Genomic DNA, 26,622 nt, shown 5'->3' with positions numbered 1-26,622 from the left:
GTGATTTATGGTTGATCTAGTATGCAGCGTCTGCAAGAAGACTGCCTCGGGATTGGTAACGAAGCCGGTGAATCCATCGGACCAGCGTCACCGCAAATGCGTCGGTGCAACGGTGGTTGTGCAGGAGAGCGTGGTTGTCCAGAAGTCCGCGCTTGCCGCGGAGGGAAGGATAAAAGCCACATCACGCAAAGCCCTGACTGGCCGCGAGCACCAGGGAAATCATGACAGCCTGACCAAACCGGAAGTGCGCGGAGGTCCCAAGGGCGACCGGCACGATCACGGACGTCGTCAGAATGGCTCGGCGGGGAAAAATTGAAAAGCTTTTAATAATCGTCCAAGCACGATCAATTTGCTTGCCGATTGTTTCTTCCAAAAAAGCTCACGTTCACCTTTAGAAGTCAACCTGACACCGTTCATCTCCCATTGAACGGGATCAAGAAGTGGGTCCAGGGGCGTTACAGGATTTCTTTCGAGTATGACGATGCGCTGATGGAACTGGTGGTGAGTCGGTGCGCTGCGGTAGTGAAACGGACCGACGAATTATTCATGCGGCTTTGGCGAACTCTTTGTTGTCAGAGATTTTTCGGGATTTGTTGACGCTTATTCGGATTGGAGGGCTATTATGATTAATATCAGTGTTAGAAGGCGGTGGTTTTGCTATCAGTCGAGTTATTTAAAGACAGGGTGCCTGGAATGAGAATCCTATTCTGGAATGTCCAGCGGCTTGGTACTGGAACGCCAGGCAGCAAGCAAAAAATAATGGAGCAAGTTGTCGCCGAGGCATTTCATCTGCACAACGCCGAATTTGCTGTCCTATGTGAAGTTACAAGCGACCTTGAGCTTGGAGGCGTGGCCATCAATAAGCAAGTAGTCACTGCTAAGCGGAGCGCAAAGGGGACCAAGGCCCAGCTTGGCTACGCAGCTATCGATGACGACCTGGATGAAAGTATATTAATGCGCTTTAATCCTCCTAGCTTCAGGGACGTTTTCGGGACTTCGCCTTGGAAAAAAGGTGGCGGTGAATTCACGAAGCAAAGTAAGCGTCATGTTGCGTGCTTGGGGGATTTGAACGGGATAAGTTTATATGTTTACCATGCTAATGCTAGCGGGAAGGCGGCTTTTTTAGTTGGGTGGGTAGCCGAAGCGCTGCATCAGCTGCACAACGGCTCCTTTGTGTTAATGGGGGATCTGAATTGTGAGCCTGCTGCTCTCATTCTCGCCATGCAGGAAAGTGGTTCCGATCTTAATTTTTTCAATGTCGCTTTTAATGGAAACACGCATAATGCTAAGATTGGAGTTTCTAAGGTGTACGATTATGCAGTTTCCGGAAGTAATGTTGCGACCAATGTCGAGGTGCTTAATATTGCTCCTGCAGTGGCTAACTTTTCTCAAAGCATCAACCCGCTCGACGACATATCAGACCACTGTCCAATCATTGTGACGTTTTGAAATCCACAGTTGTCAGCAAAGGACCGGAACGAAAAAAGGCACGAAGTAATTAAGCTGGTATCACCAAGCCAGGGTAACGGGGGCAGGTTCTTAGGTATCCCCACGTTTTTAAGGTACCAGGGTCATCTGCTCGCGCACTGCGTCGGGCAGTGAGCGCAAGCGTTCTAGCCAGCGTGAGACAGGTTCCATGGGCCAACGTCGGATCAACGCCTCGCGGCCGACACGCAGTGTCGAGTAGAGCTTGCGCTGACTGTTGCGGGGCGACAGCCAGTGCGCGATGCCGGTGGCTTCGCAGCCCAGTCCTGCCAGCCAGCTGGCGAAGGTGGCCAGCGTATTGAGCAACAACAGGATCTGCAAGCGCTCACCGCGACGGGTCAGGCTGTCTTCCATCGCCTGACCGTAGCGATGCGACTTCAGATCCCGAAATGCCAGCTCGATCTGCATCCTTCGTGCGTACAGGTTGACCAACTGCTTTGCGCTGGGCGCTTGCAGTTGTGGGGAGGCGACGATCAGCCACGGCTCGCGCTCACGCGCTGCTGCTTTCAAACTTGATGATGCGCGCGAGACCTTGGCAGGTGAGCGTCGATTGCGTTGCTGACGTCCCTGCGGTGTCTTGGCATAGAGCACCAGACGGCAATCGAGTGGATCGCTGCGATTGGCCTGCATCGGTGGCAATGCGTGTGCACGGTTGGACGCCAGCCCATGCAAGCGTCGGCTATCGATCCATTGCGCTGCATCATCGGGCACGTCTTGCGGCTTGACCTGCGTGCGTCCGCGCAGACGCCCGACCCAATCCCAGCCCATCGCCGAGACCGCGCGAAACCACGGCGTGCGGAATCCGGCATCCGTGACCAGGATTGGACGCACATCGTCTGGAATCAGTTCCTTGAGGTGTTGCAGAAAACGCTTCTCCGCACCAGGCGAGCCTTGCTGTTTCCCAGCAACCACCATGTCCAGCAACGTGAGCGTGCGCCCACCGATCGGCACGGCTGCGCGCAGCAGACACCATGACTTGTCCGGCTTTAGATCGCTCCAGTCGATGACGATCACCGGCTGCGCGCCGCGCAGCAGCCAATGCGCCATGTCCCGCTCGATCACGGATCGTTCGCCCTGCAACGTGCGATTGCGCAGCAGGCGGTCGCATGCCTTGAGGGGCGCACGTACCCGCCTCGCGCCTGGCCATGCGCGTGCAATGTCGATCAAGGTCAGCCGGCCTCCGTGCAACAGCGCCTCAACCGCGCCAAGCAAGGCGCGTCGACGTAATGCATGCATGCCAGAGAGTGAGTGAGACAGGCACTTCTGCAATACTTCGCTGGCGCGCATGGTCGGCACTCTTCTCTGGCTTAGTCACCTTGAAGCGTGCACCATGCGCGCACCTTCTTCCACACCCTGGCCCAGCAAGTACTTGATCTCGCAGGAAGAAATGTGGGGAAACCTCAGGGGCAGGTTAACCTATCGGTCGACAACGGCGACTTGCGGTGCCGACGAGCCGCTCAATGCTCGCAAAAAGATGCGTCGGCGGCGACTGTGCTTGCGCGTCGGCGGTAAATGTAGTTCGTTTGCGCTTCCATCGCCGGATGGAGCTGTATCTGGCGCAACAAAGGGTGCATGCGACATTGGTCGGCAAGCACTCTGCTTCCGCTTCGCGCTGCCATTGGTAACGCACAGGTGTTGCGACTATCCGGGCCGATCGGTAAAGCTGCCAGGTACGCCTTACCCATACTGGCGATCGAAGAGCCAACATGTACGGCTCCGAGGAATGAAGCCTCATTCCCTGCTATCGGTAAGCTATGCCGTTCCGGGGAGGGGCAAATGAAAAGAAGTCTTGCGGTGGTGATCTATCTGCTGGCGTTGCCGGCGGCGGCGCAGTCCGCCTACAAGTGCAGTGATGCAAAGCTGGGGACCGTGTACCAGTCCACGCCGTGCGCCGACGGCGCCGAGCAGAAGCGTTGGACCAAGCAGGCCGCGACGGCTCTGACGGCAACGTCGGCGGCGCAGGCAGGTGCACAAACGGCATCTGCCACGGCCCAGGAATCGAACCTGGGTTTACGCCTGATCAGTTACGAGCGCCAGCCCAGCCCGGAGGCGTGTACGCGCGCCACCCATGTGCGCGACGGCGCCCGCGCCGATGCCACGATGCGTCGCGACCCCGATTTCATGCAGGCCGTTGAGCGGGCGGTCGTGCAGGCCTGTCGCTAATCGGTCTTTCTAACTCGGGCATGGGCAATCAAGGCAATCCAGGGAGGATCGATGCAAGGACGTGAGGGGGCCTCTTCCAGGTGGGGCGAGTTGTTGATCGTGGTGACAGGCGCGTTCGGGCTGTCGATCTGGTCCAGTGTTTCGGCGCTGGCGCGGGATGCCGTCGAGCCTGTCTTTTCCGAGGCGAGCCTATGGGGCATGGTGTTTTACGAACTGCTTATTCTGGCGATCTTGTTGCCAGTACTGTGGTTCCGCGGCTGGACGCCGCAGTCGCTGGGGCTGCAGTGGCAGCTGCGCGACGTGGTGATGGGGCTCGGCTTGCTGGCAGTTTGCCTGGTGGCCACCTATCCGCTGACGCTGTTGAACGGGCTCATTGGCGGCGGAGAGAGTCAATTCGATGCGATGGTCGTCGGGCAGCTGTCGATCACGGCTGTGCTGGCGATCTCGCTGATCAATCCGATCTTCTAGGAAGGGTTCGTATGCGGTTACGTCATCCGCGCCCTGGAGCCGCGCCATGGCCGGGCGTTCGCAGTGAATGTCAGCGTGGCGATCCGCACGTCGTATCACCTCTACCAGGGCCGGATCGGCTCCATCAGCATATTGGTGATCAGGCTGATCCTGTTTGGCGGGTGGCTCGACGTGGGCGGCTGTGGCCGGCGATCCTGGCGCATGGCGCGCTGGATCTGCTGGGGTTGATGGTCTACACCTGACTGGCCTGGCGTCGCCGCGATGTCGCACACTTGCGCTCTGGTCGAACACAGGACGCGGCGATGGCGCGGCGATATGGATGGAGCGGGATACTGGCGTGGCTGATGACTTTCGGTGCGGTGGCGGCCGGTCCGACTCCGGGCGAATACAGCACCAAGCAAGGCTGGGGCAGCCTGCAGGTCAGCGACAAGGGTGGGGCGCGCCAGTTCGAAATTCTCACCATGGGCGCCAACGGCCACAGCTGCACGCTATCGGGCACCCTGCACGACGACAAGGCGGAAGTGAGCGATGTTGTCGATGCGCCCTGCAAGCTATCGTTCGAACCTGTGGCGGGCGGCTTCACCATCGCCGCACTGACCCAGGATAGCTGCCGCGACTACTGCGGCATGCTTGCCCATTTTGAAGGCGACTATCTGCAGTTGCCGGCCGGTTGCACGTCCGCTGCCAGCAGCCGACGACGTGAGGCGTACCTGCGGGACTATCGCGGCAAGCGCTATGCCGAAGCGCTCGCCGGCATGCAGGCATTCGCAGGCGAGTGCGGCGAGTTTCTCACCTGGCTCGATCGCGACCGTTTCGCCAACGACCGCGCCCTCACCCTGCTGCGCCTGAACCGTCCGCAGGAGTGCCTGGCGACGCTGGACCAGACCATGGCGGGTCGCAGCCGCGACGAGGCCTCGTTCCAGGCGGAGCTGGATCAGAACAGCACGATGCTTCCGCCCAGCGACTGGGACTCCTACCTGCCGATCGCCAAGTCCACATGGTTCAATCGCAAGCTATGCGAGGCGGCCAAGCGCTGAGCATGAGATGGGCTGTGTTGCTGCGCGCAGGTCAGCGCAGTCAGACGGGCTCGCGCCGATGGGCGTTTGTGCGTGACCGTTGCAGATGAAGGCGGATGCTGGCGAGGATGTCGCCGGAGATGGATTTATCGAGCAGGGCGCGTTAGGCGTTGGATCGATCAATCGAATCGGTGCCAAGCGCAAGCCAACAGGGATGTAGCGTTAGTGCGGAGTGCCCGCGCTGGCCAAGATTGGTCGGGCAACTGGACCAGCGATCCGCTGCGGGATCGTCGGTCAGGCGTACACGCACCGGGTTGAGTTGGATGTAGCGATAGCAGCGAAGGACGGAGTCCGCAGTGTCCACAAGGCAGGCTTTGTAGCAGCCTTCCCATAGCGAGCCAAAGCGCCTGGTATGCCCATTGAACGCCGCGTGAGCTCAGGTCGTAGCATAGGTGGGTATGAGGCTGCTATGTTCCCCGATTATGTATAGTGGCCAGGCGCCCTTTATCAGAGTCGCGCGCCGCCCGTGACCACTAGAGCAGAGGTAAGTATGCGGATGTTGACTGCGCTTCTTTCAGCTTCACTTTTATTGCCCAGCTGTAGCGCAGTGTCAGCTGCCAAGCCAGAGCAGTCCGTTGGATATCCCATAGAAATCCAGGGTATTTGGGATCTTGGTCCACAGTCCTGCAAGCTTCCTGTAAATCCTGATTCTGATTCTCCCATACGTATTGAGAAGGTCCGACTGCGTGGGTACGAGCACGAGGAGACACCAGTGTCGATCAGGCTCGTTTCTAACGAGCCGCATGCCTGGGTTGTTTCCGCTATGTCAGACATTGCGCCAGATATAAAAACGGATGACATCTATGTCTTGACTGGCGATAACCTGGTCATATCTGACGGTGAATCAGTTAAGCGGTACCGCCGGTGTAAATAAAAAATTTAAATTGGCATGATCAAGGAGAGACATCATGGCAAATGAAAATGTGGTTCAACCAACCCCGTACAGGCCTCAGCAATTTCATAGCCCCAGGCTTGGCAATCAGCATGTCGAGAATTTCGAAAGCTTGGTGACGCATCACCCGGGAGCGAATGCGCGTGCTCAAGTGGTGGATGGCATTCCAGTCAATGTCGAAAACACACGCACCCGCTCTTACGGTGTGATTGGCGGTGAAATTCAGGAGCTGGAGACACGTAGGACCGACGGAGGCCCATCTAGTGCGCTGGGCCCGGATCAGGTGCTACTGACCAAGGATTTCATGCTTGAAGATAGCCGCATCCCTCCAGGTGCCGCCAATGTTCGGGCAGTAGATGTTCCTTCGCCTATCGCAGGCTACATAGGGCGCGTTGATGCCGAACGGTTTGGTGCCGTCGATATTTATGACCGAAAGGGTGGCGAACTGGTCGCACGTATTTTGCATTTGGATCCAGTTGGCGTTTCGGTAAGTGACAGCGTGGAATATGGCCAGTCGCTCGGTACGCAGAGTAACAAAGGGCTGCCTAATGCCGGCAAGCATGTCCATATGGAGATGGATACACGCTACTACCAGCAATCTGAAAACTACATGGAGGACCTTGCGAGCGGTCGCCTATAGATCGACGCACAAACACGGGCGCATGGCATCGAACCAAGGCCAGTCGTTGATGATGGGACGATCCGCATCGGCGAATCGTCTGACATCGTGCGGCAGGTGCAGCGCACATTGAATGCAGAAGGGTTCCGTGGTGCGGATAACCAACCGCTTCAAGAAGATGGTATGTATCGCTTGTCGATGCAGCCTGCCGTTATTAATTACCAACAGGCTCATGGCTTGTCCCAGACCGGAGATATCGATCCTGCGACGTTGCAGCAAATCGCTCCGCGTGTATTTCCCCCAGAGCTCAATAGAGACGATCACAACGCATTTCCCACATATCGGAACCTGCAGGGCATCGCACCATCACAAGACCCGCTCCATCGCCAAGCTGAAGATGCTGTTCGCCCCCTTGAGCAAGGTTTGGGTAGAGAGTACGACGACAACAGCGCCCGTCTAGCCGCAAGTAGTGCCTATCTCGCCAAGGAGAACGGGCTGTCGCGGATCGATCACGTTGTGCTGAGCGAGAACACTAAGACCGCCCGACAAGGTGAGAACCTCTTCGTTGTCGAGGGTGCGTTGAACGACCCCGCACACAAGATGGCGCATATGAAGACCAACGACGCGATCGCACAGCCGGTTGAGCAGTCTCTTGCGCAATTGCAGTTTCTCAGTGAGACGCAGCAGCAACAGCAGTCACAGCAACAGGAGCAGCAGCGCGAGCACTCGGTCGCTCCCCAGCACCGGATGGTGTGAGGTGATAGTGGGATGACGGCGTCAGGTTCTGAGGTGTTCCCACCTTAAAATAACGGGCTCAGATTCTTTTCACCTACTGCATTGCTGCAGGGGCACCAACGAGAATCGCACCGGCGACGATCTCGAACAGGCGGCCGGACCGATCGGCATGCGAAGGCTGTTCGCGAAGCCAGGCCAAGGCGGCGATGAGGTCGAACAGTTCGTCTCCGTCGATGTCGGCACGCGCTTTGCCATCTGCCTGGGCGCGCGCCAGCAGTGCCGCGCCGGCGGAGCGGAGCCTGACGCAGGAGCTGTGCAGTGCCGACGATTCGTCTTCGATGGCCGACATCATCGGCGCAAGGACGCCGCGCTGGCGGTGCGTGAAGTCGATGATGTCCTGCAGCCACAACACTAATGCCCGGTCCGATGCGTCTGCCTGCTGCAAGCCATCGGCCTTGGTCGCCAGGTCTTCGAAGCTGCTGCGCAATAGCGCCTCCAGCAAGGCCTCGCGCGTGGGGAAGTGCCGGTACAAGGTGCCCAGCCCGACCCCGGCACGGCGGGCGATGTCACGCAGCGATGCCTCCGCGCCTGCTTCTGCGAGGGCTTCCCGCGCCACGTCCAACAAGCGCGCGTTGTTCTTCTGTGCGTCGGCTCTCATGCCAATCCTTTACAATCGGAGCAGTGCTCCGTATATTCGGATCACCGTTCCGTTAAGGATATCGCATGCAAGCCGCTACAGAAACGATGAAGACGATGAAGGCCGTCCGTCAAACCGCATTCGGCGGGCCCGACGTGCTCCGCTACGAAGACGCGCCGATGCCTGCGCTACAACCGGGGGAAGTGCTGATCCGGGTGCACGCCGTCGGCTTGAATCCACCGGACTGGTACCTGCGTGAGGGCTACAAGGCGCTGCCCGCGCAGTGGCGCCCGGCGGTGGATTTTCCGTTGATATTGGGCACGGACGTGTCAGGCGTGATCGAAGCGGTTGCCGACGACGTCGACGCGCTATCGGTGGGCGAGGAGGTCTATGCGATGGTGCGCTTTCCGAGCGGATTGGCAGGAGGCAGCCGTGCGTACGCGCAGTATGTGACCGCGCCAGCAGACGAGGTCGCCGTCAAACCCACCGGGATCGACCATGCACACGCTGCGGGTGCGCCCATGTCGCTGTTGACGGCCTGGCAGTTCATGATCGAGCAAGGGCACAACGCACCCAACCCGCTGCAACCGATGCCGCATGTGCCGGTGGAGCTGCATGGCAGGACCGTGGTAGTCAACGGTGCCGCCGGCGGCGTCGGTCACTTTGCAGTGCAGTTGGCGAAATGGAAGGGTGCGCATGTGGTGGCGATCGCCTCCGGCAGACACGAAGCATTCGTGCGTGAGTTGGGCGCGGATGTGTTCATCGACTACACCCGGGTAACGCCAGAAGATGCCATCAGCGACGCAGATCTGGTCGTGGATGCCGTGGGCGGCCCGGCGACGGGACGATTCCTGCGCACGCTCAAACGTGGTGGAGCGCTGTTTCCGATCTTTCCGCTCGGATTCGACGGCGGGCAAGCCGCCGACGCCTTGGGTGTGAGCGTCTCCACCACCCAGGTCAGATCCAGCGGCGCACAACTCGCTGCATTGGCGCCGCTTCTGCAAGACGGCATCGTGCGCGTGGCCATCGACAGCAGCTTCGATCTGTCGCAGGCGCGGCAAGCACACGAACGCGCAGCGCAAGGCCACATCCAGGGCAAGATCGTGATGACCGTCGAGTGATGGACGATCGCCAGACCATCGTGCGTGCGAATGTTCTCAAGGCTGCGGTGGAGGACTTGCTCAACAATCGTCAGCTGAGCGTGGAAGAGGCCATGGACCGGCACTTCAGCCCCGACTTTCGGCAATGCACTAACGGTCTCCGGGAAGACCGCACTGCCGTAAGCGAACGCATCGTGCAGCTGCGCGAGGATTTGCAGCACGCCACCTTCGTTGTGCGCGACGAGTTTTGCTGCGGCAATCGCTATGCGCAGCGGCACACGATTGCTCTTGCGATGCGTCATGGCCCAGCGCTCGCACTGGATGTCTACGTGTTCGCCGAACGCGATGCCGATGGACGGTTTCTCTGGATCGATGAGGCGGTTCATCCGGCTGCAGTGGCATAAGCCAGCTTGCCATGACGCCGACGCGCCGCCAACAAAACTGCCGCGCTCACCGCCAGGCGCGTGCAGCCGGTGCGTAGTGCGGCATGTACCAAGCGTACACTCCGGTTCCTCCGCGCCGTCCACACCTACCTGCCGGATGGCTGCCCGTTGCGTGTTGTAAGCCGATCGCCTAGAGCGACGTGAAAGCGCTCGGGATTCGCAAGCCCCGTCAGCGCTGCGGTTGTCACAGCGCCGGGTGCAGGTTGCGCACGGTGCTGACGCTTTCCAGTAGCGCTGCGACGTGCAGGATGGTTGATTCTGCCTGCCACTTGCCGACGATCTGCACGTTGATCGGCAAGCCGTCCCTGCTTGTGCCAAACCGCATCGCAACGCCAGGAAAGCCGGTGACTGTTGTGAACGGATAAGTCTGGAGTCAGCGGCCTTGGCGACGCGCAGCGTCATAGGTCACCACACAGCGGTACGCATCGCAGGCTTCACAGAAGCGGGGCATGGAGCGGTTGTCACTTAGCGCGATACGCATGCGATGCCATGAATGTCAAAGCCCGTGCTGTCGCCGTCGCTAGAAACAAGTCAGATGAAGCGGACCCTTTTGGAAGGGTGGTCCATTCTCAACGTTAGCCAGCACGTCCGGTCGAATTTTCATCCAACAAAGCGTCGCATGTCACATGTCTGCATCCCTGCAGATGATTGAGACGTTGTGTCGGGTGTGTGTTCTGCCGCTCGCTAAGGTTGGCTTGAGCCCTACCGGTGCTTGAGGACGACATGAGCCCTGTCGCTGCATCAAGTTCCTGTCGATGCTCTCCGGTCACGTTTTATGGTGACTCTGGAAGCATCAATCAATGTCCCTGACGCTGTAGGCATGGATAAGACGGTGGCGTTGAGTTTCCGGCATCAGAGCTTGGGCATGGCGCTGGCCAACTGCTTCGGAAGGATATTGGAAATCAGATACATCAGGAAATGTTGCGCTGAATAACCAGGTGTCACGCACGCTGCGTCCAACGTTGTGCCAGGGTGCCGGTTGATCGGTCATCCATGGCGAGAGGCGACTCGGGGCGGCCTTCCCAGCCCCCAAGAGGGTAATTATCATGGCTATCACGATCCTTTCCGCTGTGTACGGCACCAGCAAGGCAGGAGTCGATGTCACCCAGGTGTGCCAGAACATCGTCGACACAGGCAACGACGATATCACCGCAAGCAATGCCTTCTTCGGAACGGACCCCGACCCGGGTACGGTCAAGAGCTTTGCGCTTCTCTATAAGAATCCCGCGTTGAACAACGGCAATCCCATCGCGCTCGGTTGCGCGGAAAATGGACAGATCGATCTGGTTCCCAATCCGCCTACCGCCACGACGCCGGTTCCAGTGCCGGGTAAACCCAGTTTTACAGTGGTGCGTGCACTGTACGGCACCGGCAACAACGGGTACGACGTCACCGCAACATGCCAATGGCTGATCAACAATGGTGGTACAGCGATCACGGTGAGCAACGCAACGTTCGGTGGAGATCCCGATCCCAATGTCAAAAAGAACTTTGCCATCGTTTATACGGCTGTGGGCGGCGGCGCGCAGCAGTTTCGTGCCTGTGCAGAAGGCTCGACATTGAACCTGAGTTAGCCGGTTGCTGAGCAGAGTGCGTTGCGCTGATGTGACTCAAGATTGGCCCTGATCGGTAGTTCTCCAGTCCTTCTCCCGTCAGTGGGGAGGGACTGGAGATTATGTAGCGCAGAAGACGATGAGGATGAAGATGGTGCCTTGTCGACCAAGTCGTGGCTAACCATGTCCCAAGATTGCGCCAATAAGATCGGATTAGCCGGCTCTGATTCTTTCATGAATCAATCGCCGGTCATCGGCCACTGCGGCAAGCCGCTGTGGTTTTCCTGTCTTGTTGAAGGTTGAACGAATCATGCGCCCGCCGATCTCTGCCGCACGCTGTCTCCTCCTCGCATTGGTTGCATTGAGCGCAACCGCATTCGCCGCCGAACCGATCACCGGAAAGTGGCTCACCGATAACCAACAGGCACTGGTGGACATCCAGCCGTGCGGCGCAGCGCTGTGCGGCACCATCGTCAAGGTGCTGCGTGTCAAGCCGGGTAGCGCAAAGACAGATGTGTTCAATCCGGATCCTTCAAAGCGCCACAACCCGATGGAAGGAACAGTGATCCTCAGCGAGCTGGTGGATGCGGGGGATCTGTGGAAAGGCAAGATCTACAACCCGGAATCCGGCAAGCGCTATAACGCCAGGGCCAAACGCGATGCCGATGGCTCGTTGAAGGTGGAGGGATGTGTGGCCTTCATCTGCCAGGGCCCAACCTGGCAGCCTGCCAACTGATCGCCGCGCAGACGCACGGTCGGGGAGGCCCGCCAGCTCGATACAGGCAGCACGTTGCAACCTGGGCCGAGCCTCCAAGCGCGGCTAACGAAACGACTGGGTAGCCGCCCGGCGGACGCAGCCGATGTTCGAAATCGGCCGGCCCAACTCGGACACTACGGTTCCTGCGCGCCGTCCAAGCTCAGCTGATACCTGCCCACACGGCGTTGTTAGCCGTCTAAATCGTTACGTATTCAGCCGCCCACCAAGCTGACAATGCGGGATACTGCGCTTCCACGCAGGCGAGATGGACCGGATGTCCGAGCTGCCGATCACCGAGTTGTTGCAGGCCTGGCAGCACGATGCGCCCGGGGCGGGCGACGCGTTGGCGCGGCAGGTCTACGAAGTGTTGCGGGCTACCGCACTGCGCGAGCTGCGCCGCGATGCGCGCGCCGGGCTGCAGGCAACCGAGCTGGTGCACGAAGCGTGGATGCGGCTGGAGCAGGGCCAGCAAGGGTTTCGTTCGCGGACGCACTTCTACGCGGTGGCGGCGCTGCAGATGCGCCACCTGCTGGTGGATCTGGCGCGGCAGCAGGCCAGCGCCAAGCGGCTCGGGCAGGCGGTGACCTTGACGATCAGCTTGTCCGACGGCGCAGCGCGGCCGGAGGCGTTGATGGTGGTGGCCGATGCCTTCGACAAGCTGGCGCGGGTGGATGAGCGCAAGGCCAAGGCCTTTGCGTTGACCGAGCTGGTGGGCTTGAGCGTGGCCGAAGCGGCCGAGCAGCTGGAGGTGTCGGTGCCCACGCTGGAGCGCGACCTGCGGTTTGCGCGGGTGTGGCTGGCGGCGCAGCTGTGAGCGTGGCGGCCACTGCCTGGCAGCGGCTGGAAGCGCTGTTCCATCAGGCCTGCCAGTTACCGGTGCACGAGCGCGAGGCCTTTGCGCATGCGCAGGCCGGCGACGATGCGGTATTGCGCGATGAGTTGCTGGCGATGCTGGCGGTGGAATCGCAGGCCACGCTGCGCGTGCGTGCGCCGCTGAAGCAGGCCGCCGCCGCATTGCGCGCGCCCTTGCCGGAACTGCCGGCCGGTACGCGTTTTGGTGCTTGGGCGATCGACCGGCTGATCGGTGCCGGCGGCATGGGCCAGGTGTATCTGGGCCATCGCGCCGACGGTGCCTACGAGCGCGAGGTGGCGATCAAGCTGGTGGCTGCCGACGCGCTGGATGTGCAGGGCCGTGCGTTGTTCGAGTTCGAATGCCGGCTGCTCGCGCAGATGGTGCACCCGGCCATCGCGCAGATCCACGATGTGGGCACCGATGCGCACGACCGCCCCTACCTGGTAATGGAGTACCTGCGCGGCGAGCCGATCACCTGGTGGTGCGATGCGCATCGGTTGTCGTTGCATGCGCGTGTGTTGCTGATGTTACGGGTGAGCGAGGCGGTGCAGCACGCGCATCAGAAAGGCGTGATCCATCGCGACCTCAAGCCCAGCAACGTGCTGGTCAGCGAGATCGATGGGCGGCCGATGCCGGGCGTGATCGACTTCGGCATCGCCATCGATGCCGCCAACCCGGGCGTGACCTCGGCGCATGGGCGCGGCACGCCCGGCTACATGAGCCCGGAGCAGGCGCGCGGCGCGCAGCAGGTGGACGCGCGCAGCGACATCTACGCATTGGGAGCGATGTTCTACGAACTCAGCTGCGGGCTGGTGCCAGTGGCCGGGCGCGACGGGTTGCCGCAGCGGCCATCGCAGCGCGTGGCAGCGGTACCGCCCGATGCGCGTGCGCGCATCTGCGCGGCGCGTGCGACCACCCATACGCGTCTGCAGCAGCAACTGCGCGATGGCCTGGATGCGATCGTGCTGCGCGCGCTGGCGCCGGAGCCGGTGGCGCGCTACGCCTCGGTGTCGGCGCTGCTGGACGATCTGCATCGCTGGCTCGATGGCTACCCGCCGCGCGCGCTACGCGCTGGCCGGTTATTGCGGTTGCGCAAGTTCACCCAGCGCCATCGCAGTGGCGTGCTGGCCGGTGGCTTGGTGGCAATGGCCGTGATCACTGGCCTGGGCGCCACGCTGTGGTCGCTGCAGCAGGCCGCGCGCGACGCGCAACGCGCGCGCGTTACCGGCGATTTCATGGCCTCGGTGCTGTCCAGCGTGGACCCGGCGATTGCCAAGGACCTGGACAAGACGCTGATGCTGCGTGTGCTGGAGCAAGCCTCGCAGCGCGCCGCGCGCGAGCTGGCCAGCCAGCCCGATGCGCGCACCGATGTGGAAAAGACGCTGGGCGGCACCTTGATCGCGCTGGCCGATTTTCCACAGGCGGTGCTGCATCTGCGCACCGCTCACGCACTGGCGCAACAGAGCATGGGCGCGGGCAGCAGGCCGGCGTTGAAGACGGCCTCCATGCTGGGCCAGGCACTACGCGGTGCAGGCAAGCGCGACGAAGCGGTGCAGGTGCTGCGTCAGGGCATTGCGCAGGCCGAGCATGGCGATTTGCAGCAGCAAGCCATTGGCAATGAAATGCGCGCCTGGCTGGGCTGGACGCTGCGCGATCAGGGCCGCATGGCCGAGGCCATGACCGAGAGCCGGCGCGCTTATGTGGCGGCGCTGGCCAATCCTGCGAGCAGCGCAGATCAACGCATCGATGCCGGCAATGTCTATGCGGCGCTGCTGGCCGATAGCGGGCAACTGCTCCCGGCGATCGCCTTGCAACGCAGCCTGCTGCGCGAGCGCAGCGCCCTTCACGGTCCCGAGCATCCGTTGGTGCTGGCGATGCGCAACAGCCTGTCGGTCTATCTGTTGATGCAACGCGATTTTGCCGGCGCCGAGGCCGAACTTGCGCCGCTGCTGCAGATCACTCGCAGGCTCTACGGGAATAACGCCATGGATACCTTGATGGTGGAAGGCAACCTGGCCGGCGCGCTGCGTCAGCAGGGCAAGGTGGCCGAAGCTGGCCCGCATTATCGGGGGGCGCTGGAGCGCACGCGCGCCGTGTTTGGAGACGATGCGCCCGCCACCATCAGCATGCGCAGCAATCATGCGTTCTGGCTGCTGGACGCCGGGCAGGCGGCAGCCTCGCTGGCCGAGCAGCGGGCAGCACTGGCCACCAGCCTGCGCGTGCTGGGCCGCGCGCATCCGCAGACGGCCGAGATTCTGCGCGGTATGTCCGAAGCCGAGCGCACGCTCGGCCAGACCGCCGCCGCGCGTGCGCATGCGCAGCAGGCGGTGCAGGTGCTCACCGGCATCTTTGGCGATGCCGAAGCGCCGCTAAGTGCGGCGCGGCAGACCCTGGCGTTGGCGGAGCCGGCCGCTTCCAGCGTGGAGACGACGACGACGTCGGTGGCGCGGCGCTGAGACGAATCGTCGGGTAAGCCGCGCCACGCGCCCGGATAGTGCCCGCACTGCCAGCGCCGGAGCGCACCCGTGCAACCTGCCGCACGCCTGACCGATCTGCATGTCTGCCCGATGGTCACCGGTGTGGTGCCGCATGTGGGTGGGCCGATCATCGGGCCTGGCGCACCGACGGTGCTGATCGGTGGCCTGCCGGCCGCGCGCATCGGCGATTCGGCGGTGTGCGTCGGCCCGCCGGACAGCATCGTGATGGGCGCGCCCACCGTGCTCATCAGCGGCCAACCGGCGGCCCGCCTGGGCGATAGCACTGCGCATGGCGGGGTGATCGCCTTGGGCTGTTTTACGGTGTTGATCGGCTGATGACGTGGCCGGGGGCTGCGCGCGGCGATGGCTTGCATGGGTGTCGGGCGACGTCATTGCATGCGACACCTCAGCGATCTTCGATGCGGACTCAGCACTGCTATTGCAATGACCTTTGCATACGCATGCAGCTAAGTGGCTGCACTGCAGCGGCCAATGCACAGCGTGAGCGTGTTTCAAAACGCCGCTAGAAGAAGCCAGGCGCGGCCATTGCCGATACGCAGATGCGTCGCCAGAGATTGCGCGCCACCGTTCCGTTCCGCCGTCATTCGACGCAGCCCCTGCGTCCAATCCTCCTAGGAGATGTCACATGCAGCCTGCCCGTCACGCGACCGCCGAGATGCACGCCGATCTGGATACCGTGCTGCAGACCGCGATGCAGGCGCATCGCAGCGGCAAGCTCGACCAAGCCGCGCGGGCGTATGCCCAGCTGCTGGAGGCCCAGCCCGGCCATGCGCAGGCACTGCATTACCAGGGCGTATTGCTGCATCAGCAAGGCAATAGCGCAGCAGCGGTGGAGGCCATCAGCCAGGCACTGCAACTGGCGTCTGCGCAACCGGATGCCTGCAACAACCTGGGCAATGTGCATCGCGAATGCGGCCGGCTGAGCGAGGCCGAGCAGTGCTATCGACGTGCGCTTGCACTGGAACCTGCGCATGCCGATGCGCTGCCCAATCTAGCCGCCGTGCTCGAAGCGCAGCGCCGCCTCGAGGAAGCTTTCCTGACCTACGCCGCGTTGCTGCACCTCTATCCCGAATCGGCGCATGCGCACTACCTTCTCGGCGTGTTTCTCCGCAACAACGCGCAAGCCGCCGAGCACCTGCAGCAATCGGTGGAGTGCCTGCAACAGGCCTGCAGCCTGGCACCGGAGCATTTACACGCACGCGAAGCGCTGGGCACCGGGCTGTACCTGCTCGGCGAACACACCCAGGCGCAGGCGGTCTACCGTGCATGGCTGGCGCGCGACCCGGGCAATGCCGTGGCCGCGCACATGCTGGCAGCCTGCGGTGGCGCAGCACCGCCGCCACGTGCGGGCGACACCTATGTGCGTGCGCTGTTCGACGGTTTTGCCGATAGTTTCGACGAGCAACTGCTGCACAATCTGGACTATCGCGCGCCGCAGCGGCTGACCGAGGCGCTGGCCGCCTGTCTGCCTGCGCCGCAGGCTGCGCTCACCATGTTGGATGCCGGCTGCGGCACCGGGCTGTGCGCACCGCTGCTACGTCCGTATGCGCAGCAACTGGTCGGGGTGGATCTGTCGCCGGGCATGGTCGCCAAGGCGCGGCAGCGCGGCGGTTACGACGTACTGGAGGTTGCCGAACTCACCGCCTACCTGCAGAGCCGGCATGCGCACTGGGATGTCATCGCATCGGCAGACACGCTGGTGTATTTCGGGGCGCTGCAACCGGTGCTCGACGCTGCGGCCGCTGCGCTGCGGCCGGGCGGGGTGCTGGGCTTTACCGTCGAGGCGCTGGAGAGCGACGCCGATGCGGTGGAACTCGATGCCAGCGGCCGCTATCGGCATAGCCATGCGCATGTGCTGGCTGCGCTACATAGCGCCGGCCTGCAGCCGATTGCCATCGCGTTGGATGTGCTGCGCAGCGAGCGTGGCCAGCCGGTGCATGGCTGGGTCGTGACCGCACGCACAGCTGCACAGTGCTGAGACGAAATGTCGGCTTTGCCGGCTGTACGCGTGTGAGCATGACTCTGGCAGCAGCGGTCCGTTGCCGGCCCGCGGTGGTCTTTGCCGGCCGGTACGTCGGTGCTGCCGGTCAGCGCGTTGTGCGTTGCCCACTCACCTGTGGATGCTTCGATGCCGCGCACCATCACGCTGCACTCCGATCTTGGCGAGCGCCTGCTGCTGCACCGCATGCAGGCCAGCGAAGCGTTGGGGCAGCTGTTCGAGTTCCGCATCGAAGCCTTGTGCACGGATGTGCAGCCCAACCTGCGCGCGCTGCTGGCCACACCGGTCGCCGTCCAGCTGGCCGACGACAACGGTGAGCAACGCTGGTACCACGGCATGGTGGCCACGTGCACGCAGGCCGGCTCCACCGTGATCGATGCGCTCCCCTACACCGTGCTCGAGCTGCACGTGGTTCCGCGGCCGTGGTTGCTCACCCAACGCCGCGATTGCCGCATCTATCAGGACATGAGCGTGCCGGAGATCGTCGCCAGCGTGCTGAGCGAGAGCGGCTACAGCGACATCCAGCAGCGGCTCAGCGCGCACTACCCCAAGCGGGTGTATTGCGTGCAATACCGCGAAGACGACTTCAGCTTCATCAGCCGGCTGCTGGAGCAGGAAGGCATCTATTACTACTTCACGCATACGCGCAACGCGCACACGCTGGTGCTGTGCGACGCGCTGGGCGCGCATGCGGTGCGCAACGGGGTGAACACCCTGCCGTACGTACCACCGGACATGCAGCACCGGCGTCTCTTGCGCTCGGTGGTGAGCCAGTGGCGCAGCGCCCGTGCGCTGCATTCCACACGCCACGCACTGGCCGACTACGACCCGCAGCAACCACGCGCCTCCCTGGCGGCACAGGTCGCCGCGGGTGGCGACGATTTACACGAGGCCGACGGGTTGGACGTCTTCGATTATCCAGGCCCGCATGCGTTGCAAGCCGATGCCAGCCGCTACGCGCAAGTGCGCAACGAGGCGGTCAACGTGCAACGCGCCAGCCACCACGCCACCACCAATGCCTGCGGGCTGATGGTCGGTGCGCTGTTCACCTTGCGCGAGCATCCGTGCGCTCCGCTCAACCAGGAATATCTGGTGCTGTCGGCACACACCACGCTGGCCGCACCGGAGCATGGCGATGAGGCGCCGTTTTCCAGCACTGTGCAGGTGATGGAAAGCCGGCTGCCTTTCCGTAACCTGCGGCGCACGCCCACGCCCAGCATCGCCGGTCTGCAGACGGCCGTGGTGACCGGCGAGACCGACGAAGACATCGTGGTGGATGCACATGGCCGTGTGCAGGTGACCTTTCACTGGGCCAACGCTGCACGCCCGCACGCGGCGCCATCATGCTGGGTGCGCGTGGCCTCGATGTGGGCGGGCAAGGGCTGGGGCGCGATGAGCCTGCCACGTGTGGGACAGGAAGTGGTGGTGAGCTTTCTGGAAGGCGACCCGGACCGCCCGTTGATCGTGGGCAGCGTCTACAACGCCGATCATGCCGTGCCGTTCGCTTTGCCGGAAAACAAGACCCAGAGCGGCATGCGTAGCCGCAGCCTGCTCGGCGGTAGCGCGGATTTCAACGAGCTGCGTTTCGACGACAAGGCCGGCAAAGAAGAAGTCTATCTGCGCGCGCAACGCGACCTGCGCGAAGAAGTGCAGAACGACCACACCGCCACGGTGACCAACGACCAGGTGCTCACGGTCAACCACGATCGCAGCGCACGTATCGACAACAACGACAGCGTGGACGTGGGCAAGAAACTGTTGCTCAAGGCCGGCGAAGAGATCGAGCTGGTCACCGGCAGTTCGCGCCTGGTGATGAAGCGCAACGGCGACATCGTGCTCAGCGGCATCAAGATCCTGATCGATGCGACGACCGAAGCCAAGACCACCTCGATGGCGATCAAGTTGATTGCCGATGCACAGCTGCAGGCCACCTCGCCGGCCACCGAGGTGGTGGGCGATGGCACGCTCAAACTGTCGTCCGGCGGCATGCTCAGCGCCGAAGCCGGCGCGTCGGCCACCGTGAAAGGCCCGCTGGTCAACATCAAGGCCGACGCGCTGGTGCAGGTTGCCGGCGGCCTGATCATGATCGGATGAGCGCGCCCGGTCTCTCGCTGGCGCAGGCGTGTGCGGACATGCAGCTGTCCGCACCTGCACGTGCGCAGCTGGGTGCGCCGATGGCGCCGCAGGACGCGGTGCGTGCGTTGCTGGCGCAAGGGTATGGCGAGGATGCGATCAAGCTGCTCGCGCGTCTGTTGCCCAAGCGCTACGCGGTGGCCTGGCTGTGCCAATGCGCGCGCGGCGAAACGCTGGACGAGGAAGACCGGGTCGGCGCCGCGCTGGCCGAGAAATGGGTACGCGACCCCAGCGAAGCGCATCGCCGCGCGGCGCAGGCGTTTGCGCATGCAGGCGGTTACGTCTCGTTGGGTGCCTGGCTGGCGGCGGCGGTGGCTTGGTCCGGCGGCAGTCTGGCGCCACCGCAACAGGCCACGCCGGTGCCTCCGCCCGAGCACCTGACCGCGCGCGCGGTGGCCGCCGCAATCACCTTGCTTGCGGCACGTGAGCCGGCGCAGCTACAGGCGCGCCGCAACGGGTATGCCGCACATGCGCTGGAGTTGCTGACCAGTGCGCGCGCGCCATGACATCGCCCGTTGGTCATTGCGGCATATGCCAGGCAGACATGCCGTCCTTGAAGACGCCGGCAACCTCTACCTATGCATTGGTCGCAACGTTTTTCAGCCGCGTGAACATCTTGAGATGTCGATTGTGTGTAAGGCGATGACTGCGCCGGTGGCAGAGCGGATGATCTGCGCCGCCGCTGCAGAGCCCTCGCCCGCCCACCATCGCAGGACATGCCGCACGTATGTCCTCGCAGGCTCTTCCGCGGTATCCGTGCCGCGTAAGGTCCGGCGACGGTGGGCGGGCAATGACCAGTCGACACGGCCGGTGTGCGTAGATCTTCTCAACGCGGCCGACCTACTCCCTGGCGCGGTGTCCTCACCGCGCCCTCGACCAACCCCGCTCGGGACCACCTGGGTGACGCTGAGGATGGCTAAACAATCACTGCGTGGCCGCTCGCGACGTTCCATCAACCGCATCACGTTTTTCCCTGATATCGATCATCATTTGCAGGAGCCTGTGTCGTGTCCAGTTCGCAGTTGATCCTCACCGTGAGCGGCGCGTATGCCGCGCAGTTCGGGGCCAGCGCGCAAAAGCGCTTTGCCGGCACCGGCGGCAGCATTGGCCGCTCCGATGAAAGCGATTGGGTGCTGGCGGCGCCGGGCATCTCGCGCACGCATGCGGTGGTGCGTTTTCTCAATGGCATGTACTTCATCGAAGACCGCAGCACCAATGGCATGTCGCTCAATGGCGTGGGGTTGACGCGTGCCGACCCGTGCGCGTTGAGCGATGGCGACCGCCTGCAACTGGACAGCTTCGAGATCCAGGTGCAGGTGCACTCCCTGACTGCCGCATCCGACGTGACGCCTGCGTTCGATCCGTTGCTGGACGCCATGGACGACCGCACCCAGGTCGCGCCGCCGCCATCGCCGATACGCAACGCCACGCCTGCCAACGCGCACGCGTTCGACCTGCTGGACTTCGGTGCCCCGCTTGCGGCGCATCCTGTCACCGACGATCCGCTGGACGGCCTGCTGCTCGGCAGCACGCCACGCGAGCTCGATCCATTGCGGTTGCTCGACCCATTGCCGGCCCCACCCCCGAGCGTGGTGCCCAGCGCATGGAATCACAGCAACGCCAGCCACGATCACTTCCGCCCGCCGGGCAATGGCGACACGCGCGCCACCCTGCCGGAAAACTGGGACCTGACGATGGGCGACTTTGCACCGCCATCGTCGGCGGTGCCCGCGCCCACGCCTGCGTCACCGGTTGCAGCGCCCGCGCCGCAGGCATCAGCCAGCGCGGCTGCATCGACGCTGGCAGTGCCACCGGAGCTGGACCGCATCTTCACCATCGTCGTCGATGGGGTCATGGACGTGCTGCGCGCACGCGCCGAAATCAAGAACACCTTCCGCTTGCCGGTGACGGTGATCCAGCGCTCGGAGAACAACCCGCTCAAGTTCGCCGCCACGGCTGAAGACGCGCTGCAAAAATTGCTGGCTCCGCCAAGCGCTTCGTTCCTGTCCGGTGTGCCTGCCTTCGAGGACGCTTTCGACGACATCCGCTGTCACCAGATGGCGATGCTGGCCGGCATGCGCGCCGCCTTCGACGCGATGCTGTTCCACTTCAGCCCCGACCGACTGGAACAGGAAGTCGACGCCGGCGGCAAGCGCCTGAGCTTCGGCGGCAAGGGCCGCTATTGGGAGCGCTATCGCGACAACTTCGAGCAACTGCGCGGCGACCCGGACGACTGCTTCCGCCGTCTGTTCGGCGACGAATTCGCACGGGCGTACGAAGCGCAGTTGGCGCGGTTGAAATCGGCGCGGCGGCAGCCGGCGCGCGAGCGGTAACCCGATCCAGCAGCGGTAGCAGCGTGCCTGAGCGCGACCGAGCCATCCCGGTAACGCCCCGTCGCGCTCAGGCGCGCTCCTACGAAACGCCGCCCGTTCGGCGACGAGTTCGCCCGCGCCTCGCGCACGCTTAGTCCGGCAGCTGCTTGACGAATTCGATGAAGGCCCGCAGCGCCGGTGGCGTGAGGTTATGGTTGGGGTAGTACAGGTACGGCCCCTGAAACGGCTGCCACCACGGGCGGAGTACCGGTTCGAGCGCGCCGGAATCCAGATGCGGCTGCAGCCATTGCTCGAACAGATAGATGATCCCGCTGCCTGCGATCGCCGATTGAATCGCAAGCTCGATCCCTCCGCCGATTTCCACCAACAATTGCCCGCGCGGAACAATGGTGATCACCTCACCGTTGCGCTCGAACTCCCAATCGGCGATCGCACCGCTTGGGAAGCGGGCACGGATGCAGTCGTGGTCGACCAGCGCGCGGGGATGCGTCGGCCGGCCGCGTCTATCCAGGTAACTCGGCGCCGCGGCCGTGGCGCTGCGCTGCACCCGTGGGCCGATCGGGATGGCAACCATGTCCTGCTGCAGCCGCTCGCCGTAGCGAATGCCCGCATCGCATCCGGCGGCAACGACGTCGACAAAACTTTCTTCGGTCAGGATCTCCACGCTGATATCCGGATGCGCCGCCATGAACGGTGGAATGATCCGCGGCATCACCAGGTTGGCGGCACTGATCGGCACGTTGAGCCGAAGCGTTCCCGTTGGCGTGTTGCGGAACGCGCTCATCACGTCCTTGGCGCCATCCAGTTCGATCAAGGCAGGCTCGACCCGTGCCAGCAATGCCTTGCCCGCGTCGGTCAGCACCACGCTGCGCGTGGTGCGGTTGAACAGCCGCACGCCGAGCCAGGATTCCAGGCGCTTGATCGCATCGCTGAAGTTGGAGGCGCTGCCGCCCGCGCTTTTGGCGGCCTGGCGAAAACCGCCCGCCCGCGCAACGCGCACAAAGGCCTCCATCTCTGCCAGGTGGCTGCTCATTGTTCGAAATTCCGTACAGGCTGTCCAGTTTGTACCCAATTGTCGCACAGGCGCGGCGCCCGTAGATTGGCCATGCACCTCGCAGGCGAGGTCTTTCATCGCCGCAGTCAACGCGCCGCAGTGGCTCGGTTTCGCAGCGCGTTGCAGCCCTGTTACCGGAAAGATCCGGCACAGCCACTGCGCTCACTCAACTCAAGGACACTCCCATGCACAGCACGACGCGTCTTGGTGGCAGCTTTACCCTGCCCGGCACGACCCTTAGCCTCAAGCGGATGGGCTACGGCACCATGCAGCTACCCGGCCCGCACGTATGGGGCCCGCCGCGCGACAAGGCAGCAGCTCTGGCAGTGCTGCGCGAAGCGATTGCGCTAGGTGCCAATCACATCGATACGGCCGCGTTCTACGGGCCGCATATCGCCAACGCACTGATCCGCGAAGCGCTGCATCCTTACAGCGACGAATTGGTGATCGTCACCAAGATCGGCATCCGCCGGGGAAGCGATGCCTCCTGGAACATCGATCTTTCGCCCGAAAGCTTGACGCGGCAGGTGCATGACAACCTCGCCAGTCTCGGTCTGGAGGCACTGGATGTCGTCAATTTGCGGCTCGGCGCACCGATGGAGACCGACGAGCGCTCCATCGCCGAGCCGGTTGCGTGCCTGGCCGAGCTGCAACGCCAGGGCCTGGTGCGCCATATCGGTCTGAGCAACGTCACCGCGGGGCAGGTCGCGCAGGCGCAGTCGCTGGCCAAGATCGTGTGTGTGCAGAACCACTACAACCTGGTCAAACGCGACGATGACGCCCTGATCGATTCGCTCGCGCAACAGGGCATCGCCTATGTTCCGTTTTTTCCGCTGGGCGGCTTCTCACCGCTGCAATCGGACCGACTGTCGGCCGTTGCCAAGCAGATCGGTGCAACCGCGAAACAGGTGGCGCTTGCCTGGTTACTGCAGCGTTCGCCGAACATCCTGGTGATCGCCGGCACCTCCTCCGTGCCGCATCTGTGTGAGAACTTCGCGGCTTCTGCGCTGACCCTGTCCGCAGAGCAGGTGGCGACGTTGGACGGTATTGCGACCGAGGTCGGTACCTCGCACTGAAGTGCACCGCGTGCGCAGTTACCGCAGTTCGCAGTTCGCTGCCGAGACTGCAGGACGCACTTGCCATGCGTGCCGTGTCGGCGCGCTTGGCAGATCCCTGGACCGCGGCCGCTCACAGCCCTTCAATGCATGACGGGCTGACGGCCGTCTGTCCAAACCACATGCCGTGCAATGCCACGCGCAAGGCAACGCATCGCTATGATAGGCCAAGTGCAGCTGCGCGTCTGCCCAGCCGGATTTATTGCAATCAGCGCCGGCAACAACGCATCTCAGGCCGGCCGCCGCCAGCGCGCATCCTCGTCGGCCGACGGCGTCTGAATCTGTGCAGGCCACCTGGCGGGTGCAGGCAGCCGGGCAATCGTATCCAGCCAGGCAGGCGTGAGGCGACGCCAATGACGCAGCGGGCCACTGCGATGGTGTGCCAGCGCCAGCGTCAGTTCTTCGCGGCTTGGGGAAAGCCCGGCAACGGCAAGTGCGAGCGCCGGAAGAATCTCGCGTTCAAAAAACTGTTTGCGTGCCCGTCGAAATACCAAAAGCACCAGCCCCACATAGGCAGTGAACGCGGCAAACGCGATCCACGGGCCAGTCTGTGCAATGGGGACGCCGACGCGTTCGAGCAGGAACTCGATGGGCAGCAGGAGCAGGATCGCGCACGGCAGGCCAAACACCAGTGCCGCCAGTTGCCGCCAATCGAGTTGGGTGGTCGCAAAGCGCTGATCAAGCTGCGGGGACAGCAGTACGAAAGGGGCGTGCAACAGGTCGGCGCGTATCGCCGGATCCAGCGACGCGGCCGAGTCGCGCATCTGCTCCTCGATCTTCAGCCGGCGCGCATGGCGTACGGCGAGCGCCGGCTGCGTGATGTCGATCAATCTGTCGACGGTCTCTGGCGCTGACGCGCGTTGGGTGAACCACGCTGGATCGTGCGGGAGTGCTTGCCGGCAATGTTGGCACACTTGATGTTCATGCGTGTACGTCGCCGCGCCAAGACGCAGACCAAACATCGACCATGCCAGGCCGACGCGCTGGACCTCGAATACCCGGGCGGTGCGGCAGATCAAGCAGAAGTCCGCGATAAAGCCGCAGCCTTGCGCGACGGGACGCTTTTCGACAACAAACACCACGATCAAGGCGCTCTCCCCAGCGACGAATCCGCAGCGCATGGCACCTTTGATGATGTCTGCTGTGCGGGTGCGACAGAGCGTACCGATATCTCCGATGGCAGTCGATTGCCTGAGACATTTTGACGGGTGCGCCTGGCAGGTGCGCCGCAGAATCGCTCCATCGACGCGATCCATCGGGGCCTGGCGACTGCAGCCATCGCGATCGCCAGCGGCATGCAACCGACCAACAACATGACGATCGCGCATGGCACGCCGTGCGGTGGCGCGCGGCGTTTCCCTAGCGAGTGGATCATGCACAACAACAAGGTCGTGTGGAGCGAGGGGCTGTTTCTGCGCCCTCAGCATCTGCAGCAGCAGGAGCGGTACCTGGAGCGCTACGTCGATCTGCGTGCGGCACGGTTGCGGCCGTATGCCTGGGGATTGAGCGAGCTGGAATGGGAAACCGATCTATTGGCGGTGGGCAAGCTGGGCTTGCGGCGTGCGCGTGGGGTGTTTGCCGATGGCACGCCGTTTGCGATGCCCGGCGACGACCCGCTGCCGATGGCGTTGGAGGTAGACCCCAACTGCCGCGATCAGATCGTGTATCTCACGCTGCCGTTGCGGGTGCCTGCGCAACCGGAACTGGGGCGCCCGGAATCGCCGGCCGATCAGTTGTTCCGCTATCGCGTACGTGAAACCGAAAGCGGCGATGCGTCGGGCAGCACCAGCGAGGCGGTGCTGATGGAAGTCGGCGGGTTGAGTACGCGCCTGCTGCCGCAATCGCAGCCACTGGACGGGTTGGACCGCATCGCGGTGGCGCGCATCATCGAATCGCGCTCGGACCGTCAGGTGATCCTCGACCCGCACTTTATTCCCAGCGCGATGGTGTGCCAGGCCGCCTCAAGGCTGACCACGTTTCTGACCGAACTGCTTGGCTTGTTGCATCAGCGCGGCGAGGCGTTGGCGGCGCGGGTCACGCTCACCGATCGCGGTGGCGCTGCCGACATCGCCGATTTCCTGCTACTGCAAGTGGTCAACCGCTGGCAGCCGCAGATTGCGCATTGGGCTGCTGCACCACTGGCGCACCCGGAAGAACTGTTCCGTGCGCTGGTGGCGCTGGCCGGCGAACTCAGCACATTTACCGCGCCGGGCAAGCGCCCGCCGGCATGGCCGGCCTATCGGCACGAGGCGCAGCAGGACAGCTTCGAGCCGGTGATCGGCGCACTGCGCTCCAGTCTGAGCGCGGTACTCGAACAGACCGCCACCCCGTTGCCGATGCAGGCACGCAAATTCGGGGTGTGGGTGGCGATGGTGCCCGACCCGACCTTGCTGGACAGCGCCGCGTTCGTGCTTGCCGCAAAAGCCGACATGCCCAGCGAAGAGTTGCGCCGGCAGCTGCCTGCGCACGCCAAGATCGGGCCGGTGGAGCAGATCCGCGATCTGGTCAATCTGCAGTTGCCCGGCATCGTCGCAACGCCGATGGCGGTGGCCCCGCGGCAGATTCCGTACCACGCCGGCTATCTGTATTTCGAGTTCGACAAGAGCGCCGCGTTGTGGCGAACGCTGAAAACCTCTGGCGGCATCGCATTCCACTTCGGCAGCGAATTTGCCGGGCTGGACCTGCAACTGTGGGCGATCCGGAGTTGAA

General features: G+C 63.0%; 24 protein-coding genes, 2 other RNA genes and 2 pseudogenes. 21 read left to right on the top strand and 7 right to left on the bottom strand.

The genetic code is table 11. The annotated features are described in order from the left end of the window. Nucleotides 1-16 precede the first annotated feature (16 nt). A pseudogene (locus ACCQ06_RS21890) lies at nt 17-280 on the bottom strand (hypothetical protein). A gap of 413 nt (nt 281-693) precedes the next feature. Between ACCQ06_RS21890 and ACCQ06_RS21885 the strand changes: the two are divergent. Continuing rightward, nucleotides 694-1,449 (top strand): endonuclease/exonuclease/phosphatase family protein, encoded by a 756-nt coding sequence (locus ACCQ06_RS21885; RefSeq protein WP_228323748.1) that lies wholly within the window; start codon nt 694-696, stop codon nt 1,447-1,449. 108 nt (nt 1,450-1,557) lie between these two features. Here ACCQ06_RS21885 and ACCQ06_RS21880 read toward each other — a convergent pair whose 3' ends face one another. Further along, on the bottom strand, nt 1,558-2,772 hold the full coding sequence (locus ACCQ06_RS21880; RefSeq protein ID WP_316686182.1) for an IS4 family transposase: 1,215 nt from the start codon (nt 2,770-2,772) through the stop codon (nt 1,558-1,560). A gap of 507 nt (nt 2,773-3,279) precedes the next feature. Here ACCQ06_RS21880 and ACCQ06_RS21875 point away from each other — a divergent pair. The 5 genes and pseudogenes from ACCQ06_RS21875 to ACCQ06_RS21855 all read left to right on the top strand — a co-directional run bounded on the left by ACCQ06_RS21875 (nt 3,280) and on the right by ACCQ06_RS21855 (nt 7,459). Then, a complete protein-coding gene (locus tag ACCQ06_RS21875; protein ID WP_228323750.1) occupies nt 3,280-3,648 on the top strand; it encodes a DUF4124 domain-containing protein in 369 nt (122 codons plus the stop codon). Nucleotides 3,649-3,699: 51 nt separating this feature from the next. After that, the gene (locus ACCQ06_RS21870) at nt 3,700-4,116 is read left to right on the top strand and encodes a hypothetical protein (RefSeq protein ID WP_228323751.1); all 417 of its coding nucleotides are present in this window, start codon (nt 3,700-3,702) and stop codon (nt 4,114-4,116) included. 63 nt (nt 4,117-4,179) lie between these two features. Next, a complete protein-coding gene (locus ACCQ06_RS21865; protein ID WP_316689316.1) occupies nt 4,180-4,344 on the top strand; it encodes a hypothetical protein in 165 nt (54 codons plus the stop codon). A gap of 74 nt (nt 4,345-4,418) precedes the next feature. Beyond that, nucleotides 4,419-5,153 (top strand): hypothetical protein, encoded by a 735-nt coding sequence (locus ACCQ06_RS21860; protein ID WP_316689315.1) that lies wholly within the window; start codon nt 4,419-4,421, stop codon nt 5,151-5,153. A 1,499-nt stretch (nt 5,154-6,652) separates the two neighbouring features. Further along, nucleotides 6,653-7,459: pseudogene (locus tag ACCQ06_RS21855) on the top strand (XVIPCD domain-containing protein). Nucleotides 7,460-7,532: 73 nt separating this feature from the next. Here ACCQ06_RS21855 and ACCQ06_RS21850 read toward each other — a convergent pair. After that, the gene (locus tag ACCQ06_RS21850) at nt 7,533-8,096 is read right to left on the bottom strand and encodes a TetR/AcrR family transcriptional regulator (protein WP_316689313.1); all 564 of its coding nucleotides are present in this window, start codon (nt 8,094-8,096) and stop codon (nt 7,533-7,535) included. Nucleotides 8,097-8,191: 95 nt separating this feature from the next. On the opposite strand from ACCQ06_RS21850, the gene ACCQ06_RS21845 reads away from it, so the two are divergent. The 3 genes from ACCQ06_RS21845 to ACCQ06_RS21835 all read left to right on the top strand — a co-directional run bounded on the left by ACCQ06_RS21845 (nt 8,192) and on the right by ACCQ06_RS21835 (nt 9,742). Further along, on the top strand, nt 8,192-9,196 hold the full coding sequence (locus ACCQ06_RS21845) for an NADP-dependent oxidoreductase (RefSeq protein ID WP_316689312.1): 1,005 nt from the start codon (nt 8,192-8,194) through the stop codon (nt 9,194-9,196). A gap of 92 nt (nt 9,197-9,288) precedes the next feature. Continuing rightward, nucleotides 9,289-9,579, top strand: a complete 291-nt coding sequence (locus tag ACCQ06_RS21840; RefSeq protein WP_316689311.1) for a nuclear transport factor 2 family protein — start codon at nt 9,289-9,291, stop codon at nt 9,577-9,579. 83 nt (nt 9,580-9,662) lie between these two features. Next, nucleotides 9,663-9,742, top strand: a non-coding RNA gene (locus ACCQ06_RS21835) — sX9 sRNA. Nucleotides 9,743-9,802: 60 nt separating this feature from the next. Here ACCQ06_RS21835 and ACCQ06_RS21830 read toward each other — a convergent pair. Continuing rightward, the gene (locus tag ACCQ06_RS21830; protein WP_316689310.1) at nt 9,803-9,916 is read right to left on the bottom strand and encodes a glutamyl-tRNA(Gln) amidotransferase; all 114 of its coding nucleotides are present in this window, start codon (nt 9,914-9,916) and stop codon (nt 9,803-9,805) included. A gap of 495 nt (nt 9,917-10,411) precedes the next feature. Beyond that, nucleotides 10,412-10,567 carry a hypothetical protein gene (locus tag ACCQ06_RS21825; RefSeq protein WP_316689309.1) on the bottom strand — a complete coding sequence of 52 codons (156 nt, stop codon included), beginning with the start codon at nt 10,565-10,567 and terminating at the stop codon, nt 10,412-10,414. A 97-nt stretch (nt 10,568-10,664) separates the two neighbouring features. On the opposite strand from ACCQ06_RS21825, the gene ACCQ06_RS21820 reads away from it, so the two are divergent. The 10 genes from ACCQ06_RS21820 (at nt 10,665) to tagH (ending at nt 21,744) form a co-directional block, all read left to right on the top strand. Beyond that, nucleotides 10,665-11,192, top strand: coding sequence for a hypothetical protein (locus ACCQ06_RS21820; protein WP_115554921.1), 528 nt, complete (start codon nt 10,665-10,667; stop codon nt 11,190-11,192). Between the two features lie 340 nt (nt 11,193-11,532). Continuing rightward, nucleotides 11,533-11,907 carry a DUF2147 domain-containing protein gene (locus tag ACCQ06_RS21815; protein WP_228323370.1) on the top strand — a complete coding sequence of 125 codons (375 nt, stop codon included), beginning with the start codon at nt 11,533-11,535 and terminating at the stop codon, nt 11,905-11,907. Nucleotides 11,908-12,046: 139 nt separating this feature from the next. Further along, nucleotides 12,047-12,122, top strand: a non-coding RNA gene (locus ACCQ06_RS21810) — sX9 sRNA. Between the two features lie 80 nt (nt 12,123-12,202). After that, nucleotides 12,203-12,742, top strand: coding sequence for an ECF-type sigma factor EcfK (gene ecfK, locus ACCQ06_RS21805; protein ID WP_316689308.1), 540 nt, complete (start codon nt 12,203-12,205; stop codon nt 12,740-12,742). Further along, the gene (locus ACCQ06_RS21800) at nt 12,721-15,237 is read left to right on the top strand and encodes a serine/threonine-protein kinase (protein WP_316689307.1); all 2,517 of its coding nucleotides are present in this window, start codon (nt 12,721-12,723) and stop codon (nt 15,235-15,237) included. The genes ecfK and ACCQ06_RS21800 overlap by 22 nt, the downstream gene beginning before the upstream one ends. A 111-nt stretch (nt 15,238-15,348) precedes the next feature. Next, on the top strand, nt 15,349-15,594 hold the full coding sequence (locus tag ACCQ06_RS21795; RefSeq protein WP_228323380.1) for a PAAR domain-containing protein: 246 nt from the start codon (nt 15,349-15,351) through the stop codon (nt 15,592-15,594). Between the two features lie 310 nt (nt 15,595-15,904). Next, nucleotides 15,905-17,257 carry a tetratricopeptide repeat protein gene (locus ACCQ06_RS21790; protein WP_316689306.1) on the top strand — a complete coding sequence of 451 codons (1,353 nt, stop codon included), beginning with the start codon at nt 15,905-15,907 and terminating at the stop codon, nt 17,255-17,257. 150 nt (nt 17,258-17,407) lie between these two features. After that, nucleotides 17,408-19,372: a type VI secretion system Vgr family protein gene (locus ACCQ06_RS21785; RefSeq protein ID WP_316689304.1), complete on the top strand. Its 1,965-nt coding sequence runs from the start codon at nt 17,408-17,410 to the stop codon at nt 19,370-19,372. Further along, a complete protein-coding gene (locus tag ACCQ06_RS21780; protein ID WP_316689303.1) occupies nt 19,369-19,917 on the top strand; it encodes a DUF6931 family protein in 549 nt (182 codons plus the stop codon). The genes ACCQ06_RS21785 and ACCQ06_RS21780 overlap by 4 nt, the downstream gene beginning before the upstream one ends. Before the next feature lie 501 nt (nt 19,918-20,418). Beyond that, complete coding sequence (gene tagH, locus ACCQ06_RS21775) at nt 20,419-21,744, top strand: type VI secretion system-associated FHA domain protein TagH (RefSeq protein ID WP_316689302.1); 1,326 nt, start codon at nt 20,419-20,421, stop codon at nt 21,742-21,744. Between the two features lie 130 nt (nt 21,745-21,874). Here tagH and ACCQ06_RS21770 read toward each other — a convergent pair whose 3' ends face one another. Beyond that, nucleotides 21,875-22,756: a LysR family transcriptional regulator gene (locus tag ACCQ06_RS21770; protein WP_316692720.1), complete on the bottom strand. Its 882-nt coding sequence runs from the start codon at nt 22,754-22,756 to the stop codon at nt 21,875-21,877. 227 nt (nt 22,757-22,983) lie between these two features. On the opposite strand from ACCQ06_RS21770, the gene ACCQ06_RS21765 reads away from it, so the two are divergent. Then, on the top strand, nt 22,984-23,874 hold the full coding sequence (locus ACCQ06_RS21765; protein ID WP_316689301.1) for an aldo/keto reductase family oxidoreductase: 891 nt from the start codon (nt 22,984-22,986) through the stop codon (nt 23,872-23,874). A gap of 269 nt (nt 23,875-24,143) precedes the next feature. Here ACCQ06_RS21765 and ACCQ06_RS21760 read toward each other — a convergent pair whose 3' ends face one another. Next, nucleotides 24,144-25,169 (bottom strand): hypothetical protein, encoded by a 1,026-nt coding sequence (locus ACCQ06_RS21760; protein ID WP_316689300.1) that lies wholly within the window; start codon nt 25,167-25,169, stop codon nt 24,144-24,146. Nucleotides 25,170-25,286: 117 nt separating this feature from the next. Here ACCQ06_RS21760 and tssK point away from each other — a divergent pair, with 117 nt between their 5' ends. Beyond that, nucleotides 25,287-26,621 (top strand): type VI secretion system baseplate subunit TssK, encoded by a 1,335-nt coding sequence (tssK, locus tag ACCQ06_RS21755; protein WP_316692719.1) that lies wholly within the window; start codon nt 25,287-25,289, stop codon nt 26,619-26,621. Nucleotide 26,622: the final 1 nt, after the last annotated feature.

The organism is Xanthomonas sp. NCPPB 4467 (assembly GCF_041475665.2).
Classification (GTDB): domain Bacteria; phylum Pseudomonadota; class Gammaproteobacteria; order Xanthomonadales; family Xanthomonadaceae; genus Xanthomonas; species Xanthomonas dyei.
This window is presented reverse-complemented; position numbering and strand designations above follow the sequence as displayed.

What these genes read in the sequence shown, in the direction of transcription:
- ACCQ06_RS21790 (WP_316689306.1), top strand. Translation starts at nt 15,905, where the DNA reads ATGCAGCCTGCCCGTCACGCGACCGCCGAGATGCACGCCGATCTGGAT.
- ACCQ06_RS21880 (WP_316686182.1), bottom strand. Translation starts at nt 2,772, where the DNA reads ATGCGCGCCAGCGAAGTATTGCAGAAGTGCCTGTCTCACTCACTCTCT.
- tssK (WP_316692719.1), top strand. Translation starts at nt 25,287, where the DNA reads ATGCACAACAACAAGGTCGTGTGGAGCGAGGGGCTGTTTCTGCGCCCT.
- ACCQ06_RS21780 (WP_316689303.1), top strand. Translation starts at nt 19,369, where the DNA reads ATGAGCGCGCCCGGTCTCTCGCTGGCGCAGGCGTGTGCGGACATGCAG.
- ACCQ06_RS21860 (WP_316689315.1), top strand. Translation starts at nt 4,419, where the DNA reads ATGGCGCGGCGATATGGATGGAGCGGGATACTGGCGTGGCTGATGACT.
- ACCQ06_RS21765 (WP_316689301.1), top strand. Translation starts at nt 22,984, where the DNA reads ATGCACAGCACGACGCGTCTTGGTGGCAGCTTTACCCTGCCCGGCACG.
- ACCQ06_RS21770 (WP_316692720.1), bottom strand. Translation starts at nt 22,756, where the DNA reads ATGGAGGCCTTTGTGCGCGTTGCGCGGGCGGGCGGTTTTCGCCAGGCC.
- ACCQ06_RS21820 (WP_115554921.1), top strand. Translation starts at nt 10,665, where the DNA reads ATGGCTATCACGATCCTTTCCGCTGTGTACGGCACCAGCAAGGCAGGA.
- ACCQ06_RS21845 (WP_316689312.1), top strand. Translation starts at nt 8,192, where the DNA reads ATGAAGGCCGTCCGTCAAACCGCATTCGGCGGGCCCGACGTGCTCCGC.
- ACCQ06_RS21795 (WP_228323380.1), top strand. Translation starts at nt 15,349, where the DNA reads ATGGTCACCGGTGTGGTGCCGCATGTGGGTGGGCCGATCATCGGGCCT.
- ACCQ06_RS21760 (WP_316689300.1), bottom strand. Translation starts at nt 25,169, where the DNA reads ATGGATCGCGTCGATGGAGCGATTCTGCGGCGCACCTGCCAGGCGCAC.
- ACCQ06_RS21850 (WP_316689313.1), bottom strand. Translation starts at nt 8,096, where the DNA reads ATGAGAGCCGACGCACAGAAGAACAACGCGCGCTTGTTGGACGTGGCG.
- ecfK (WP_316689308.1), top strand. Translation starts at nt 12,203, where the DNA reads ATGTCCGAGCTGCCGATCACCGAGTTGTTGCAGGCCTGGCAGCACGAT.
- ACCQ06_RS21785 (WP_316689304.1), top strand. Translation starts at nt 17,408, where the DNA reads ATGCCGCGCACCATCACGCTGCACTCCGATCTTGGCGAGCGCCTGCTG.
- ACCQ06_RS21840 (WP_316689311.1), top strand. Translation starts at nt 9,289, where the DNA reads ATGGACCGGCACTTCAGCCCCGACTTTCGGCAATGCACTAACGGTCTC.
- ACCQ06_RS21870 (WP_228323751.1), top strand. Translation starts at nt 3,700, where the DNA reads ATGCAAGGACGTGAGGGGGCCTCTTCCAGGTGGGGCGAGTTGTTGATC.
- ACCQ06_RS21885 (WP_228323748.1), top strand. Translation starts at nt 694, where the DNA reads ATGAGAATCCTATTCTGGAATGTCCAGCGGCTTGGTACTGGAACGCCA.